This window comes from Exiguobacterium sp. SH31, from assembly GCF_001816105.1.
In the GTDB taxonomy this organism is placed as follows: Bacteria; Bacillota; Bacilli; order Exiguobacteriales; family Exiguobacteriaceae; genus Exiguobacterium; species Exiguobacterium aurantiacum_A.
In genome coordinates, this window is sequence record NZ_LYTG01000107.1 from 47,466 (window position 1) to 62,895 (window position 15,430).

The 15,430-nt window shown below is 51.9% G+C and carries 13 protein-coding genes; 12 read left to right on the forward strand and 1 reads right to left on the reverse strand.

The genetic code is table 11. The annotated features are described in order from the left end of the window. The first annotated feature begins 2 nt into the window (after positions 1 to 2). The 10 genes from A6395_RS14910 (at position 3) to A6395_RS14955 (ending at position 12,760) form a co-directional block, all read left to right on the forward strand. Entirely contained in the window at positions 3 to 1,256 is a 1,254-nt protein-coding gene (locus A6395_RS14910) for a lipid II:glycine glycyltransferase FemX (protein ID WP_070327458.1), read from the forward strand. Further along, on the forward strand, positions 1,253 to 1,906 hold the full coding sequence (locus A6395_RS14915) for a M15 family metallopeptidase (RefSeq protein ID WP_071399630.1): 654 nt from the start codon (positions 1,253 to 1,255) through the stop codon (positions 1,904 to 1,906). The genes A6395_RS14910 and A6395_RS14915 overlap by 4 nt, the downstream gene beginning before the upstream one ends. Positions 1,907 to 2,002: 96 nt before the next feature. Beyond that, on the forward strand, positions 2,003 to 3,670 hold the full coding sequence (locus A6395_RS14920) for a ribonuclease J (RefSeq protein ID WP_070327456.1): 1,668 nt from the start codon (positions 2,003 to 2,005) through the stop codon (positions 3,668 to 3,670). 61 nt (positions 3,671 to 3,731) lie between these two features. Next, complete coding sequence (locus A6395_RS14925; RefSeq protein ID WP_071399631.1) at positions 3,732 to 5,921, forward strand: FtsK/SpoIIIE family DNA translocase; 2,190 nt, start codon at positions 3,732 to 3,734, stop codon at positions 5,919 to 5,921. A 404-nt stretch (positions 5,922 to 6,325) separates the two neighbouring features. Then, positions 6,326 to 7,045 carry a GntR family transcriptional regulator gene (locus tag A6395_RS14930; RefSeq protein WP_016510124.1) on the forward strand — a complete coding sequence of 240 codons (720 nt, stop codon included), beginning with the start codon at positions 6,326 to 6,328 and terminating at the stop codon, positions 7,043 to 7,045. A gap of 131 nt (positions 7,046 to 7,176) precedes the next feature. After that, positions 7,177 to 8,262, forward strand: coding sequence for a BMP family lipoprotein (locus A6395_RS14935; RefSeq protein ID WP_071399641.1), 1,086 nt, complete (start codon positions 7,177 to 7,179; stop codon positions 8,260 to 8,262). A gap of 61 nt (positions 8,263 to 8,323) precedes the next feature. Continuing rightward, positions 8,324 to 9,850 carry an ABC transporter ATP-binding protein gene (locus A6395_RS14940; RefSeq protein ID WP_071399632.1) on the forward strand — a complete coding sequence of 509 codons (1,527 nt, stop codon included), beginning with the start codon at positions 8,324 to 8,326 and terminating at the stop codon, positions 9,848 to 9,850. Next, positions 9,847 to 10,911 (forward strand): ABC transporter permease, encoded by a 1,065-nt coding sequence (locus A6395_RS14945; protein ID WP_071399633.1) that lies wholly within the window; start codon positions 9,847 to 9,849, stop codon positions 10,909 to 10,911. Before A6395_RS14940 ends, A6395_RS14945 begins: the two co-directional genes overlap by 4 nt. Next, positions 10,908 to 11,867: an ABC transporter permease gene (locus A6395_RS14950; RefSeq protein WP_071399634.1), complete on the forward strand. Its 960-nt coding sequence runs from the start codon at positions 10,908 to 10,910 to the stop codon at positions 11,865 to 11,867. Before A6395_RS14945 ends, A6395_RS14950 begins: the two co-directional genes overlap by 4 nt. Positions 11,868 to 11,950: 83 nt before the next feature. Then, on the forward strand, positions 11,951 to 12,760 hold the full coding sequence (locus A6395_RS14955; RefSeq protein WP_071399635.1) for a thermonuclease family protein: 810 nt from the start codon (positions 11,951 to 11,953) through the stop codon (positions 12,758 to 12,760). 38 nt (positions 12,761 to 12,798) lie between these two features. Here A6395_RS14955 and A6395_RS14960 read toward each other — a convergent pair whose 3' ends face one another. Beyond that, positions 12,799 to 13,047 (reverse strand): ferredoxin, encoded by a 249-nt coding sequence (locus tag A6395_RS14960; protein ID WP_016510114.1) that lies wholly within the window; start codon positions 13,045 to 13,047, stop codon positions 12,799 to 12,801. 144 nt (positions 13,048 to 13,191) lie between these two features. On the opposite strand from A6395_RS14960, the gene A6395_RS14965 reads away from it, so the two are divergent. Next, entirely contained in the window at positions 13,192 to 14,214 is a 1,023-nt protein-coding gene (locus tag A6395_RS14965) for a YpbB family protein (protein ID WP_071399636.1), read from the forward strand. Beyond that, positions 14,198 to 15,430, forward strand: a 1,233-nt coding sequence (locus tag A6395_RS14970) for a RecQ family ATP-dependent DNA helicase (protein WP_071399642.1), incomplete at its 3' end; no start/stop codon positions are given. The genes A6395_RS14965 and A6395_RS14970, both read left to right, overlap by 17 nt.

Genomic DNA, 15,430 nt, shown 5'->3' on the forward strand with positions numbered 1-15,430 from the left:
TTATGGCAGTACAACCGATTACCTTGACAGAGACAGAGCATGACGATTTCGTCAAAGCACACGACCGCGGCGACTTGCTCCAACTTTCGAGTTGGGCAGACGTCAAAAAACAAAATGGTTGGTCCGCTGAGCGGATTGCCGTCGCTACAAATAGTGAGACGACAGGAGTGGCGCTTCTTTTATTCAAACAAGTGCCAAAGCTACCGTTCACGCTTTGTTACGCACCGCGCGGTTTCGTCGTCGATTACGATGACGTGGCATCATTGCGTGCCTTGACCGAGGAAGCGAAACGCGTCGCCAAACTGAAAAAGGCGATCGTCATCAAAATCGATCCGAACATCGACCGGGACGAAGTACCGGGCTTACTTACGGAAATGTCTAGCCTCGGTTTTACACATAAAGGGTACGGCGGCGGCTTTGACTATGCCCAACCCCGTTTCACGATGGAGACGGACCTCCGTCCGAGCGAGAAAGATATTTTCGCCAAGTTCCATCATAAGTTTCGCTATAACGTCCGTCTTGCCGAGCGTAAAGGGATTGTCTGTACTGAAGTCGGTCGGGACGGCTTGAAAACGTTCGCCGAACTGATGAAAGTCACAGGTGAGCGTGACGGCTTCGCCATTCGCGGGCTCGATTACTTCGAGAACTTATACGATTGCCTGCAGCCGAATGACGCTCGTTTATTTTTGACGAAACTTGAACCGAAACTCGCGCTCGATCAACAAATGGCGACGCTCGACAAAGCAAAACGGGATCTTGACAAGATCGAACGGTCTTTGGAAAAAGAAACAGTCGAGAAAAAACGGATCAGTTTGTCGAATCGTCAGAAACAGACGCGCGATCAACTCGTGAAAGCTGAAGCGGCCTTGCCGGAACTCGAACAGCTTCATGCCAGCTATCCGGATGGTCTCGTGTTATCGGGCGGCTTGTTGACGCTCGCCGGCCGCCGTTCGTATTACTTATACGGTGCTTCCTCGAACGAGTTTCGGGAGTTCATGCCGAACCACCTGATGCAATGGACGATGATGCAATCTGCCAAGGCAAGTGGTGCCGAGCGCTATGATTTCGGTGGTGTATCGGGCAGTACGGAGCCGGACGATGAATATGCGGGCCTGTATGCGTTTAAATCGGGCTGGGGCAGCGATCAAATCGAGAAAGTCGGCGAGTTCGACCTCGTCTTGAACCGCCCGCTCTACTTTGCCCTCGAGACAGGATTACCGCTCGTCAAAGGACTCCGTAAACGGTTAAGAAGATGAAATGGTCAGGCGTTTTGACGTTTGCGATGACGGCGTTTTTGATTGGGATCTTCTTGGCGTATACGTTCTCGCGGCCCGGGCCGATGCCTTGGGTCGATGAACCGACGTTCGAAGCCGGGATGTGCGAACGGAGCCCGCGCTCGGAACAGACGATTGTCGACCGTAGTGACAAGGCGTTTGCCAACTTGCATCCTCATGTGCGTGATCGTGGCGAATCGTTCGTAAGACTGGCGTATTCATGTCTCGGGCTTGAAGTCCGCTTGACGTCAGGCTATCGTTCGGCCGATGAACAGAATGCGCTCTACGCGCAAGGACGCTCAAAACCAGGGCAAGTCGTGACGAACGCCAAGGCGGGACAAAGTTATCATAACTATGGACTCGCGGTCGATTTTGTCATCATCCACGATAACCGGGCCGACTACGATTTGAACGCGGATCACAATAAATCGGGGGAACCCGACTGGCAAGAACTCGGTGAACTCGGAAAAGCGCTCGGCTTCGAATGGGGTGGGGACTGGAGAAGTTTTCCGGACTATCCTCACTTGCAGATGGACTTCGGCTTATCGGTTCGACAGCTCGCAGCTGGCAAGCGGCCGGACACTAAAGCGACGATGCCGCTCGCGGATGTGATGAAACCTCTAGTCGATTGAACGGAAATGGTGGCATATAAGCGTTTTTTCCGATACAATATTCAGTAGCGATAAGTGGACGAAACAGAATATGAATCATCTAGGAGGTTTTTGTTAGTGTCAAAGAAGAAGACAGAGAACGTTAGCGTCTTTGCGCTTGGTGGCGTAGGCGAAATCGGGAAGAACATGTACGTCGTGGAACTAGACGACGACATCTTCGTCATCGATGCCGGCCTTATGTTTCCAGGCGATGAGATGCTCGGGATTGATATCGTCATCCCGGACATTACGTATTTAAAAGAAAACAAAGATCGGGTACGCGCTATTTTCATCACCCATGGTCACGAAGACCATATCGGCGGACTCAGCTACGTACTCCGTGACTTGAAGCATGTCCCGGTCTACGGGACGAAATTGACGCTCGGTTTAATCGAGCTCAAGTTAAAAGAGGCGGGCTTACTGAAAGAAGTCGACCTTAGATTGATTGACGCTAAAACGAAATTGACTATCGCTGATCATTTCATCACTTTCTTCCGCGTCAACCATTCAATCCCTGACTGTGTCGGTGTCTGCATTCAAACGTCACAAGGCGCGATCGTTCATACCGGCGACTTTAAATTCGACTACACGCCGGTCGATGGGAAGCAGTCTGACTTTAACAAGTTAGCAGCCATCGGTCAGCGCGGTGTGCTCTGTTTATTGTCAGATTCAACAAACGCAGAACGACCAGGCCAAACAGGGTCTGAATCTTTAGTCGGTGCTGAATTAAACGATGTGATCTATCAAGCCGAGGGTCGTGTGATCGTCGCGTCGTTCGCTTCGAACGTCCATCGTTTGCAACAAGTATTTGCTGCAGCCGAGGCGAACGACCGTAAAGTCGCAGTCGTCGGACGCAGCATGGTCAACATCGTCGAAGTCGCACAACGTCTGAACTACCTTCGTTTCAAGCCGAAGACGCTCGTCGAGCTCTCGCAAGTGAACCGTTTGCCGGACGATAAAGTCGTCATCTTGACGACCGGTTCACAAGGTGAGCCGATGGCGGCTTTGACGCGCATGGCGCGTAACGCCCACAAACAAGTGAATATTCGCTTGAATGATACCGTGGTGATCGCGGCGACGCCAATTCCGGGTAACGAAAAATCGGTCTCGAAAACGATCGATCTCTTATTCCGTTCTGGTGCGAACGTCATCTATAACCAGCGTAAAGTGCACGTATCCGGTCACGGTTCGGCTGAAGAGCTCAAGCTCATGCTCAACCTCGTCAAGCCGAAATACTTCCTCCCGATTCACGGGGAGTACCGGATGCAGATGGCCCACTCGAAACTCGCCCAACAGGTCGGGATCAATTCGAGCAACATCTTTATCGTCGAGAAAGGTGACGTCGTCGAGTTCACGGGCCGTAAAGCCCGGATGAGCCGTAAAGTTCCTGCCGGCAACGTCTTGATCGATGGAATCGGTGTCGGGGACGTCGGGAATATCGTTCTCCGCGACCGTCGCCTCTTGTCGCAAGATGGTGTCGTCCTCTGTGTCGTCACGTTGAACCGTAAACAGAAGAAGTTGATTTCAGGCCCTGAACTCATCTCGCGTGGATTTGTCTATATGCGCGAATCAGAAGTGATGATCTCAGAAGCGAACCGGATTGTCACGAAACAGATTGAGAAGAGTCTCGAAGCTGGAAGTGATTGGACCGAATTGAAATCAAATATCCGCGAGCGGCTCAGCGTCTTCTTGTTTGAACAGACGAAACGTCGTCCGATGATCTTGCCGATCATCATGGAAATTTAAAGAATTGAGATCGAGGCAAAAGTCATCTGACTTTTGCCTCTTTTTTTAGGAGGAGTAGAAGTTGGCACAAAAAACGAGAAAGACCCCGGTGAAGCGTAAGCCGCGACCGACGACGAGGAATCGTAAGCGGAAACAGCCAATCCCACTCCGTACATATGGTTGGGCCGGCTTTATCTTGTCGATGATCGCGTTCATCTTTTCGCTGTTCGAGTTCGGCTGGGTCGGGACTCAGACAGCGACGTTTGCGACGACGCTGTTTGGGGGCTGGGGTGCACTCACATATTTGATCGTCACATTCATCTTGCTTGTATTCTTGAACGATTTCCGTCCGATCCAACGAGCCGGCATCTTCCTGCTGTTCGTGTCCTTCCTATTGTTCGGGGATATGGTGTGGGGAGCGGAACGGGGAGTGGTCAACGGGGCGCTCTACGGATTGAACCAATACTTGCTATCGGACTTCGGGATTATCTTCCTTGGCATCATCAGCCTCGTCGTCGGTGTCTCGCTTCTGTCTCCGGCGATTTGGCGGACAATCGGGAACCGGTTGCTTGAAAGTTTCGTTGCGATTAAACAAGAATGGCGTGACCGAGAACGTACACCCGCCAAACCGAAACCGACTGAGAAGAAGCGGGTCGACGCACGCGCGTCCGAATCAACACCCAAGCCTCAAGAAGTGGAGGCCGAGGCGGACGCCGTCGTCATGCATGATATTCCGATTGTCGGGTTTAGTGAGACCATCGACGCCGAGAAGCGTCAGAAAGTGTCTGACGAGACAGTGAAGAGCGAGGTTGTATCAGATATCCCGACCGAGGACATGATGATGACAGCGGCTCAGGACGTGTCTGCGACATACGAATTGCCGAAGTTCACGATTTTAAGTGAACCGGTCGTGACCGACTTGTCAGGAGAGAACGCACGATTGAAGGCGAACGCAACGAAACTCGTCCAAACGCTCAAGTCGTTCGGCGTCGGGGTGAAAGTGCTCAAAATCCATCTCGGTCCGACTGTCACGAAGTACGAGCTGCAACCGGACATCGGCGTCAAAGTGAGCCGGATCACCTCATTGAGTGATGATCTCGCACTCGCGCTTGCCGCCAAAGACATTCGCATCGAAGCACCGATCCCAGGGAAGGCGGCCATCGGCATCGAAGTCCCGAACCAAGAAGTCGCGCCGGTCTGTCTGCGTGAGGTGTTAGAAGCGGAGCCTGTCAAACGCGATGAGGCACCGCTCCTCGTCGCGCTCGGTCGCAGTATTAGCGGTGAGACGGTCACGATCGCGTTGAACAAGATGCCTCATCTACTCGTCGCAGGGTCGACCGGCTCTGGGAAGTCGGTCTGTATCAATGGGATGATCGTGTCTATTTTGATGCGGACGCGGCCAGATCAAGTCCGCCTCATGATGATCGACCCGAAGATGGTCGAGTTGAACGTCTACAACGGCGTCCCGCATTTATTGACGCCGGTCGTGACGGATCCGAAAAAAGCGGCTCAAGCGCTCAAGCAAGTCGTTGCCGAGATGGAGCGCCGCTACGAGCTGTTTAGCCGCTACGGTGTCCGTAACATCGAGGGCTACAACGACCTCGTCGACAAGTCAGAGGACGAAGACGCTAAACGGCTCCCGTTCATCGTCGTCATCGTGGATGAGTTGGCCGACTTGATGATGGTCGCCTCAAACGACGTCGAGGACGCGATTATGCGGCTCGCCCAGATGGCACGAGCGGCCGGTATCCATATGGTGCTCGCCACGCAACGTCCATCCGTCGACGTCATCACGGGTGTCATTAAAGCGAACATCCCATCACGGATCGCGTTCGCGGTCTCGTCAGCGACCGATTCAAGAACGATCCTCGACGGCGGGGGGGCTGAGAAGCTGCTCGGTCGAGGTGATATGCTCATGCTTGCGAACGGAATGAACAAGCCGGTACGCGTCCAAGGGGCGTTCGTATCCGATCAGGAAGTCGAGACGGTCGTCAACCATGTCATCGCCCAGCAGCGGGCCCAGTACGTCGAGGCGATGATGCCAAAAGAAGAAGAAGTGACGACGATCGACTCGGACGACTCGTTATTCGAAGAAGTCGTCCAATTCATCTTGACGCAAGAAACGGCGTCGACTTCGATGATTCAACGAAGATTCCGAATCGGTTATAACCGGGCGGCCCGCTTGATTGATTCGCTCGAACAAGCAGGGTATGTCGGTCCTTCGGAAGGATCGAAGCCACGGAAAGTACTCATTAACCAACAAGATGCATAATGTGAAAAACGAACTATAAGGACGAATGCGTTCGAAATAGTTCGTTTTTTGTTTATTTTTAAAAGTATCGTCAATTCAGTTACCTCGCGTCGGATAAACATGTACAGTAGAAGTTATATAGCACATCTGGACTATATGACCTATTGAGACATACTACTGAAAACGTTGAAACGCTTTCATTTTTTAATACCGTTTTCATTTTACGATTTCTTTTCAAACACTCGTAGAACAGGTAATATAGACTAAGTGGTATACATAATCCCTTGGCTTTAAAACATTTCCTTGATTCCGAACAAAAAAGTATTGCGTTCTTTTTACGGAATCCCTATACTTAGAATTGGCAAGGACATTCATACGTCAGATGTCTGAGCACTGGTAAGAAATAGGTAAAGGTGGTGAGGCCCATGTCGATCAAGCTCGATCATCGCTTGCTCTATCTTCGCGTGATTGAGAAAATCAAGCAGGATATCGACGATGGTGTCTATCGTGAAGGAGAGAAACTTCCTTCAGAATTCGAGTTGTCGAAGCAACTAGGAGTCAGTCGAGCGACGCTCCGAGAAGCGCTTCGCATTCTCGAAGACGAGAAATTTGTCGTGCGGAAACATGGTGTCGGTACATTCATCAGTTCAAAACCCCCATTCACTTCTGGGATCGAGGAACTGTTCAGTGTCACGGACATGATCATGCGCGCCAAGATGACACCAGGAACAAAAGTATTGGTGGCCGAAAAAGTGTTAGCGACAGAGAGAGAAGCCGAGCGTCTGAAAATTGAACCGAACTCACCGATTTATCGGATTGTCCGGATTCGTTATGCAGATGAAACACCGGTCGTTTACTGTGTGGATAAAATTCCAGCCCATCTCGTCTCTAATCCTGAAGCGTTGACAGAAGGAAAGTCGTTATTCGATGCGCTCGAAAAAGAGGTAGGACGTCGGGTCGCGTATGCGATCACGCACATCGAACCGAGTGTGAGTTCAGAGATCTCGACCCAACTTCAAACGGACCAACCGTTACTCGCTTTAAAACAACTGCATTACGATGAGAGCGATTTACCGTTGCTCGATTCGGCAAACTTTTTCCGAGCGGACCGCTTCGACTTCCACGTCGTTCGCAAACGCGTCTAAGCAAGTTCTTGTAAGGCGGAAATGGTTATTTTTGGGTAATTGCGTGAAAGCGCTTTCTTATACCGGTGTAAAGACGACTGATGACATGACAACCTTAATTGTTATGATCCGAAAGGGGAAACACGACGATGATGAACAAGAAAAAAACAATTCTTTCAGCTTTAGCAGCAGGTCTCACGCTCTCAACAGTACTCGCAGCATGCGGTGGGGATGACAACGAGGATACTTCTTCAAACGGCGAAGGCGGAGAAGGCAGCGACTTCAAAGTCGCGATGGTAACCGATACTGGCGGCGTTGACGACAAATCGTTCAACCAATCAGCTTGGGAAGGTCTTAAAAAGTTCGGAGAAGACAACAACTTGACTGAAAACGAAGGCTACAAATATCTTCAATCTTCGAAACAAGCGGACTATCAGCCAAACTTGCAGCAATTGGCGCGCGATAACTTCAACTTGATCTACGGTATCGGTTTCTTGATGGGTGAAGATATTCAGAAAGTTGCCGAGCAGTTCCCAGACAACAACTTCGCGCTCGTCGACATGGTCGTGGACGCACCGAACGTCGCGTCGATCACGTTTAAAGAACAAGAAGGTTCGTTCCTCGTCGGTGTCGTCGCAGGTCTCACAACGACAACGGACAAAGTCGGTTTCATCGGCGGCGTCGAGTCAGACTTGATCAAAAAGTTCGAAAATGGATATAAAGCGGGCGTCATGGCCGTCAATCCAGACGCAACAATTGACGTCAAGTATGCTGAAGACTTCAACTCGGCTGAAAAAGGAACGGCGATCTCTTCAGGGATGTACGGAGCAGGCTCTGACATCATCTATCACGCAGCAGGCGGAACGGGTGTCGGCGTCTTCACAGAAGCGAAAAACCGTAAGAAGAACGGCGAAGACGTATGGGTCATCGGCGTCGACCGTGACCAGTACGAAGAAGGACTTCCTGAAAACGTAACGCTTACTTCAATGGTCAAACGTGTTGATACGGCAACTTACGAAGTATCGAAACTTGCGATGGAAGATAAGTTCCCAGCAGGCGAAATCGTTGAGTTCTCATTGAAAGATGATGGTGTTGGTATCGCTGAAACATCAAGCGAAAACGTTGCAGCTGACGTCCTCACAAAAGTTGAGGAATACCGCACGCAGTTGATCGACGGCGACATCACGGCTCCAGCGACTGATGCTGAGTTCGAAGAGTTCATGAAAACAGTAAAATAATTCATTAAGTTAGGGGGGACCCACGCGGTCTCCCTTTACTTAAAGTTAGGGGTGGACTTTCTTGGAATATGTAATTGAAATGCTCAATATTCGCAAAGAGTTCGGAACGTTCGTAGCCAACGACAATATCACCCTCCAACTTCGCAAAGGCGAGATTCATGCGCTGCTTGGCGAGAACGGTGCCGGGAAATCAACGCTAATGAACGTCTTGTTCGGTCTCTACCAGCCAGAAGGTGGAGAGATTCGAGTGCGCGGGGAGAAAGTGAATATTGAAAATCCGAACATCGCCAATGATCTCGGAATCGGTATGGTACACCAACACTTCATGCTCGTCGAGAAGTTTACGGTGACCGAGAACATCATTCTCGGGTCTGAACCGAGAAGTGGATTGACGGTCGACCGGGCGACGGCTCGTAAAAAAGTAATGGATATCTCGGAGCAATACGGTCTTCGCATCGATCCTGATGCCAAAATCGAGGATATTTCGGTTGGGATGCAACAACGCGTCGAAATTTTAAAAACGCTTTACCGTGGGGCTGAAATCTTGATTTTTGATGAGCCGACCGCTGTTTTGACGCCGCAAGAAATCCAAGAACTCATTCAAATCATGAAGCGTCTCATTGAAGAAGGCAAATCGATCATCTTGATCACGCATAAATTAAAAGAAATCATGCAAGTCGCCGATCGTTGTACAGTCATTCGTCGCGGACGCTATATCGGTACCGTCGAAGTCGACGAGACCGTGAATGAAGATAGTCTAGCCGAGATGATGGTCGGGCGTGAAGTAAACTTTGATGCGGAATATTCCAAGGCAGATCCACAGCAAGTCGTGCTCGACGTTCAACAGCTCGTCGTCAAAGACAGCCGTGGACTGAAAGTCGTCGAGGGCCTAGATTTACAAATTCGTTCTGGAGAGATTCTCGGTATCGCCGGGATTGACGGGAATGGTCAGACTGAATTAATTGAAGCGCTTTCAGGTCTGAAAAAGCCTGAAGCAGGCAAAATCTTATTGAACGGGAAAGACGTGACCGGTTTCACGCCGCGTAAAGTGACAGAGTCCGGCGTCGGGCACATCCCGCAAGACCGACACAAACACGGCCTTGTCCTCGACTATTCGATTCGTGACAATATGGTGCTCCAAACATACTATAAAGAGCCGTTCTCAAAGCGTGGTTTGATGAACTATAAAGCCGTCGCTGATAAAGCAAAATCGTTAATTGAGAAGTTTGACGTCCGAACTCCGTCGATCGACGTGCCAGCCCGTGCTCTATCGGGCGGTAACCAACAGAAAGCGATCATCGCCCGGGAAGTCGACCGATCACCAGACTTGTTGATCGCCGCGCAACCGACGCGGGGGCTCGATGTCGGAGCCATCGAATTCATTCACGAGCAACTCATTAAAGAACGGGAGAAAGGACGCGCCGTCCTGCTCATCTCGTTCGAGCTTGAAGAAATCCTTCACGTCTCCGACCGGATCGCCGTTTTATACGAAGGAAAGATCGTCGGAATTCGCGATCCGAAAGAAACGACCGAGCAAGAGCTTGGCTTCTTGATGGCCGGCGGTAAGAGAGGGGAAGAAACAGTATGAACAAGCTAGCATATAATCGACTTCTCATCCCGCTTTTGTCGATCTTGATGGGATTACTTGTCGGTGCGATCGTCATGCTCATCGGTGGTTACAACCCGATCCAAGGGTTCTCATCACTTTTCAGCGGCATGGTCGGCAGCCCGTATGCGATCGGTGAGACGCTCCGTGCGGCAGCACCGCTCATTTTCTCAGGTTTGGCCGTCGCGTTCGCGTTCCGGACCGGACTGTTCAACATCGGGGTCGAAGGTCAAGTCTTGATCGGGTGGGTGGCAGCGGTTTATGTCGGGATCAATTTTGACTTGCCGATGTTCATTCACTTGCCGCTTGCGCTTCTCGCGGCCATGTTCGCGGCAGCGCTATGGGCATTCGTACCTGGTTTCTTGAAAGCCAAGTTCCATGTCCATGAAGTTATCACATCAATCATGATGAACTATATCGCCCTCTACACGACGAACGCGATTTTGCGTAGCGTCATCGGTGTGACGAACGAACGGACCGAAGATATTAAAGACTCGGCCTCGCTCGCCTCACCGTTGCTACAAGAATTGACGACGTTCTCGCGTCTGCACTGGGGTATTCTCATCGCCGTGCTCGCAGCGATCGTCTATTACTACATCTTACAACGGACAACGCTCGGGTATGAGCTTCGTGCCGTCGGATTTAACAAACACGCCTCGCAATATGCGGGGATGAGCGTTAACCGGAACATCATTCTCTCGTTCGTCATCTCTGGAATGTTCGCCGGACTTGCCGGCGCGATGGAAGGTCTCGGGACGTTCAACGGAATGACGCTCAGCGCGTCGTTCACCGGCGTCGGATTCGACGGGATCGCTGTCGCCCTGCTCGGTGCGAACACGGCGGTCGGTGTCTTCCTGGCAGCCATCTTGTTCGCCGGGCTCAACATCGGCGGACTTGCGATGCAACTCGGGGCCAACATCCCGTCTGAGCTCGTCAAAGTCATCATTGCCGCCATCGTCATCTTCGTGGCGTCGGGGTATGCCTTGAACTATGTGATTGAAAAACTTAAAGGAAACCGTAAGAAAGGAGTGGAGAAAAAATGAGCTTCTTAGAAGTACTCTACATCGTCGTTCCGGTTGCGTTAGCCTATGCGACTCCACTCATCATCGCGGCGCTCGGTGGCATTTTCAGTGAACGTTCGGGTGTCGTCAACATCGCTCTAGAAGGTATCATGGTCATCGGTGCGGCGACGGGGATCATCGTCACGCTCACATTGACCGATATGGGATTTGGCGGCCTCAGCCCGTGGCTCTCACTGTTGATCGCCATGGTCGTCGGCGCGCTGTTCTCGCTGTTCTTGGCCGTTCCTGCCATCCTCTGGCGGGCTGACCAAACCGTTCTCGGTGTCGCGATCAACATGCTCGCCGTCGGGCTCGCCATCTTCGTCGTTCGGGTTCTTTACAATAAAGGACAGACCGATTTCATCGAATATCGGATCGCTAAAGAGAACGTGCCGATTCTGTCAGACATCCCGGTGCTCCGCATGTTCTTCATCAACGTCCAATACACGTCGTTCATCGCGATCATCCTCGCGTTCGTTGTCTGGTTCGTCATCTTCAAGACGCCGTTCGGTCTTCGCCTTCGTTCAGTCGGTGAACATCCGATGGCGGCGGACACGATGGGAATCAACGTCACGAAGATGCGCTTCATGGGCGTCATGCTCTCAGGTGCGTTCGGTGGTTTGGCTGGTGCGGTCTATGCCGTCACGGTTACGACCAACTTCAGTGGGACGACGATCGTCGGACAAGGCTTCCTCGCCATTGCCGCGATGATCTTCGGGAAATGGAACCCGCTCGGTGCCCTAGGCGCTGGTCTATTCTTCGGGTTCGCCCAAGCGCTGTCAATCATCGGCAGTAACTTGCCGGTCATCAATAACGTACCGCAAGTATTGCTCTTGATCGCGCCGTACGCGTTGACGATCCTCGCCCTAGCAGGTGTCGTCGGACGAGCGGACGCTCCGAAATCAGTTGGTATCCCGTATATTAAAGGGAAGCGCTGACGAGGGAAAGGACATATGTCTCGTTTTGCCAAGGTTGTTTGACGCTTAAGTCAAACAACCTTTTTTGTTATACTGGTGTAGAGGTGAGACAATTGAAACAATGGTGGCAACTACTGCTCGTTCTCGTGCTGAGCGTTTCGTTAGCCGGTTGCTCGGTCGATGATTGGTTCGCCGAGCAAGTCGAGCCGCCGGAATCACTCGTCGAACTCGAGGCAGATTACCCGGCAGCGGACGTCGGAACAAAAGTCCGAGTGCCGATCGGCAAGACGGAGACGGTCACGTTAGACCGCGTCATCGATGGCGATACGCTTAAAGTCGAGTTTGAGAGCGGTGCGACGGAGTCGATTCGACTCCTGCTCGTCGACACGCCTGAGACGAGTCATCCGACGTTGCCGGTCCAACCGTTCGGTGAGGACGCGAAGGCGTTCGTCACGCGTTGGTTGCCGGAAGGGGAGACGATCGTCCTCGAGTACGACGTCGGGCGGTACGACCGCTATCAGCGGACGCTCGCTTACGTATGGTATGATGATGCGATGCTCAATGAAGAGCTGCTGCGTCGCGGTCTCGCACGAGTCGCATACGTTTACGCCCCGAACACCCAGCACGTCGATGCATTCCGCGATGTCGAACGCGCGGCCCGGCGCGAGCTGCTCGGCATTTGGAGCATCGAGGACTACGTGACCGGCAACGGTTTCGACCATGAAGCGGCGCGACCGGCGAAACCTCGACCGGAGCCGAGCGAAGCGTGTGACATTAAAGGGAACATTAATCGGGAAGGCGAGAAAATTTATCACGTGCCGGGCGGTGCGAGCTATGAACGCACGAACCCGGAGGAAATGTTCTGTACGGAAGGAGAGGCCGAGGCGGCAGGGTTTAGAAGAGCGGCCCGTTAAAAAAAGACATGTGTGTCAACTTGACACACATGTCTCTCTTATTCGTATTTGAGTGCGTCGCCATCGAACGATTCGTCAGCGACTTTGATTGAGTCGGTCGGACATCCTTCGAACGCATCCATCAAATCTTCCGACAGTTCGTCAGGTACTTCGACTGTGCCTGTGTTGTCGTCCATCAAGTTGAAGGCGAGACCTTCGTCATCATAGTCGAAGATGTCGGGAGCAGCTGCTCCACAAGCACCACATGCGATACATGTATCTTTGTCAACGATAGTAAATTTTGCCATTTGTAACCCTCCAAACGTTTCGTCTCTCTGCATAGAAATGACTTTCTACTGACTATGAGTAATTGTAGTCTACATACCCTAATTTTTCAATGAGGAAACGAATAACGTTTTGGAGAGATAGTAATAATGAGAGAGGGTGGAAGGATGGTTCATTTAGCCGACGGAGTGTTGCTCCTATCGATTCAACGCTTAAAAGGGGAGCGCAGCGAACGCAGTCTGTTCCACGTTTTAAACGGAAAGCGTTCGGCGACGACGCTCCAAGATGCTTTTTTTTATGACCTTGAACCGATTTTCGGACTGTTCCCTTATACGAAATATGATTATGAGAAGTTGTTAGCCTCGTTTGAGAAAAGAGGCTGGCTCAATCGGGCGACGTTCACGTTAACCGAAGCCGGAAGTATGCTCGCTAGTCCGGACGCGGTCAATCAGTTGTTCGACCGGCTCGGAGGCGAGTATCGTGACTACACGACGATGACATGGAAACGTCTCAGTTTATTTATCCAAACGTTCATGTCACTCGAACACGAGCGCACATTTTATCCGGTCCAAGCCGATCGGATGGCCGAGCGGTGGGTCAAGCAAATCGTGCGAACGGAACGAGATTGGAAAGAACTGATCGCCTCGTTTCATCAAGAACTTGAAACGGCGCTTGAAACGGTCGGTGATCCATATGCGACGGCAGTCGTCTATCGCTTCACCGGGGCGTTCGAGACGGGATACACGTATGAACAGATCGCGACGCTCCTTGACGTCGATGCTCGGACGGCACGACTTTATTTCTTGGCCGGATGGAACGCGCTGTTACGGACTGTTCCGCGAGACGCCAAAATACTAGGGTTTGCCCACGGATTGTCGGATGAGCGGATGACGTTATCGGCGCGCGAATCGTTCGATTTATTTTTGGCCGGTCGCACGTTCGCGCAAGTACAATCAATCAGGCGCTTGCGCACGAGCACGATCGAAGACCACGTCGTCGAGATGGCGATGTATTTGGACGACTTCCCGCTCGATCAATTCGTACCAGCCGACGCGATTGCCGAAGTCGAACGGTTACGGGAAGAAGACAGCTGGGCGCTAAAGCCGATCTTCGAGAAAACCGACAATCTCAGTTACTTCCAAATTCGGTTAGTGTTCGCGAGATTGAAACGAGGTGAGACATTTGTATGAAAAAACGTTAAAGCGTGTGTTCGGTCACGAGACGTTTCGTCCCGGACAGCGTGACGTCATCGAAGCGGTCGCCGAAGGGCAGGACGTATTGGCGATCATGCCGACGGGTGCCGGAAAATCATTGACGTTCCAACTCCCGTCGTATTTAAAGAACGAAGGCTTGACGATTATCGTCTCGCCGCTCTTGTCGTTGATCGAAGACCAAATGCTCCATATTCGGGAGCGCGGCGAGCGGGGCGTGGCGAGGCTGACGTCGATGGAGACGTTAGAAGAGAAACAAGACATATTGAATCATTTGAAGCGCTATCGGTTCTTATACCTATCTCCCGAACAACTCGCCGTGCCGCACGTGACCCGAGCGCTCGCAAGGACTCCGATTCAAATGCTCGTCATCGATGAAGCGCACTGCATCTCGCAATGGGGTCACGAGTTCAGGCCGGAATACGCACGGCTCGGGGAGCTCCGTAAGCAACTCGGTAGCCCGCAATGCATGGCCGTCACAGCGACGGCCCCGGAAAATGTGAAACGGGACATTATTGAAAAATTAGCTTTATTCTCGCCGTCCCAGTTCGTCCATTCGGCCAATCGGCCTGAGATCCGTCTCATCGTCGAACGGCTCGAGACGGAACGGAAAATGCCGCGATTGATCGAACTCGTTCGAGAAGTGCCGACACCGGCCGTCATCTATACGGCGACACGACGGGAAGCTGAAGCGCTCGCGCTTCAACTCGATGACGCCTTGTTTTATCACGGTGGGATGTCGACCGAAGACCGGCGCCTCGTTCAATCACAATTTTTACGCGACGAAGTCGCGATCATGGTATGTACGAGTGCGTTCGGGATGGGCGTCAACAAAGATAACGTGCGCTCTGTCATCCATTTCCAACTGCCGGCGACGCTAGAGGCGTATATGCAAGAGATTGGTCGGGCCGGCCGGGACGGCGAACCGGCGTTTGCCGTCTTACTGTATGCCGAAGGGGATGAACGGATCCAACAGTTTTTAATCGATCAACAGTACCCGAAAGATAAAGACATCCGCATAGCTTATTTAGAACGGGACAACGGCACGAGCTTGTCGCAATTACCACGGCTGTTAAAAATGAACGAGGAAGACCCGGTATGGGGTTTGCTAAACCAAATGCTCGCCGAACGCACGCTTGCCGATGCGGTCGATTGGGTAAAAGAGAGAAAGCGGGCCCGGTACCGTCAGCTCGGT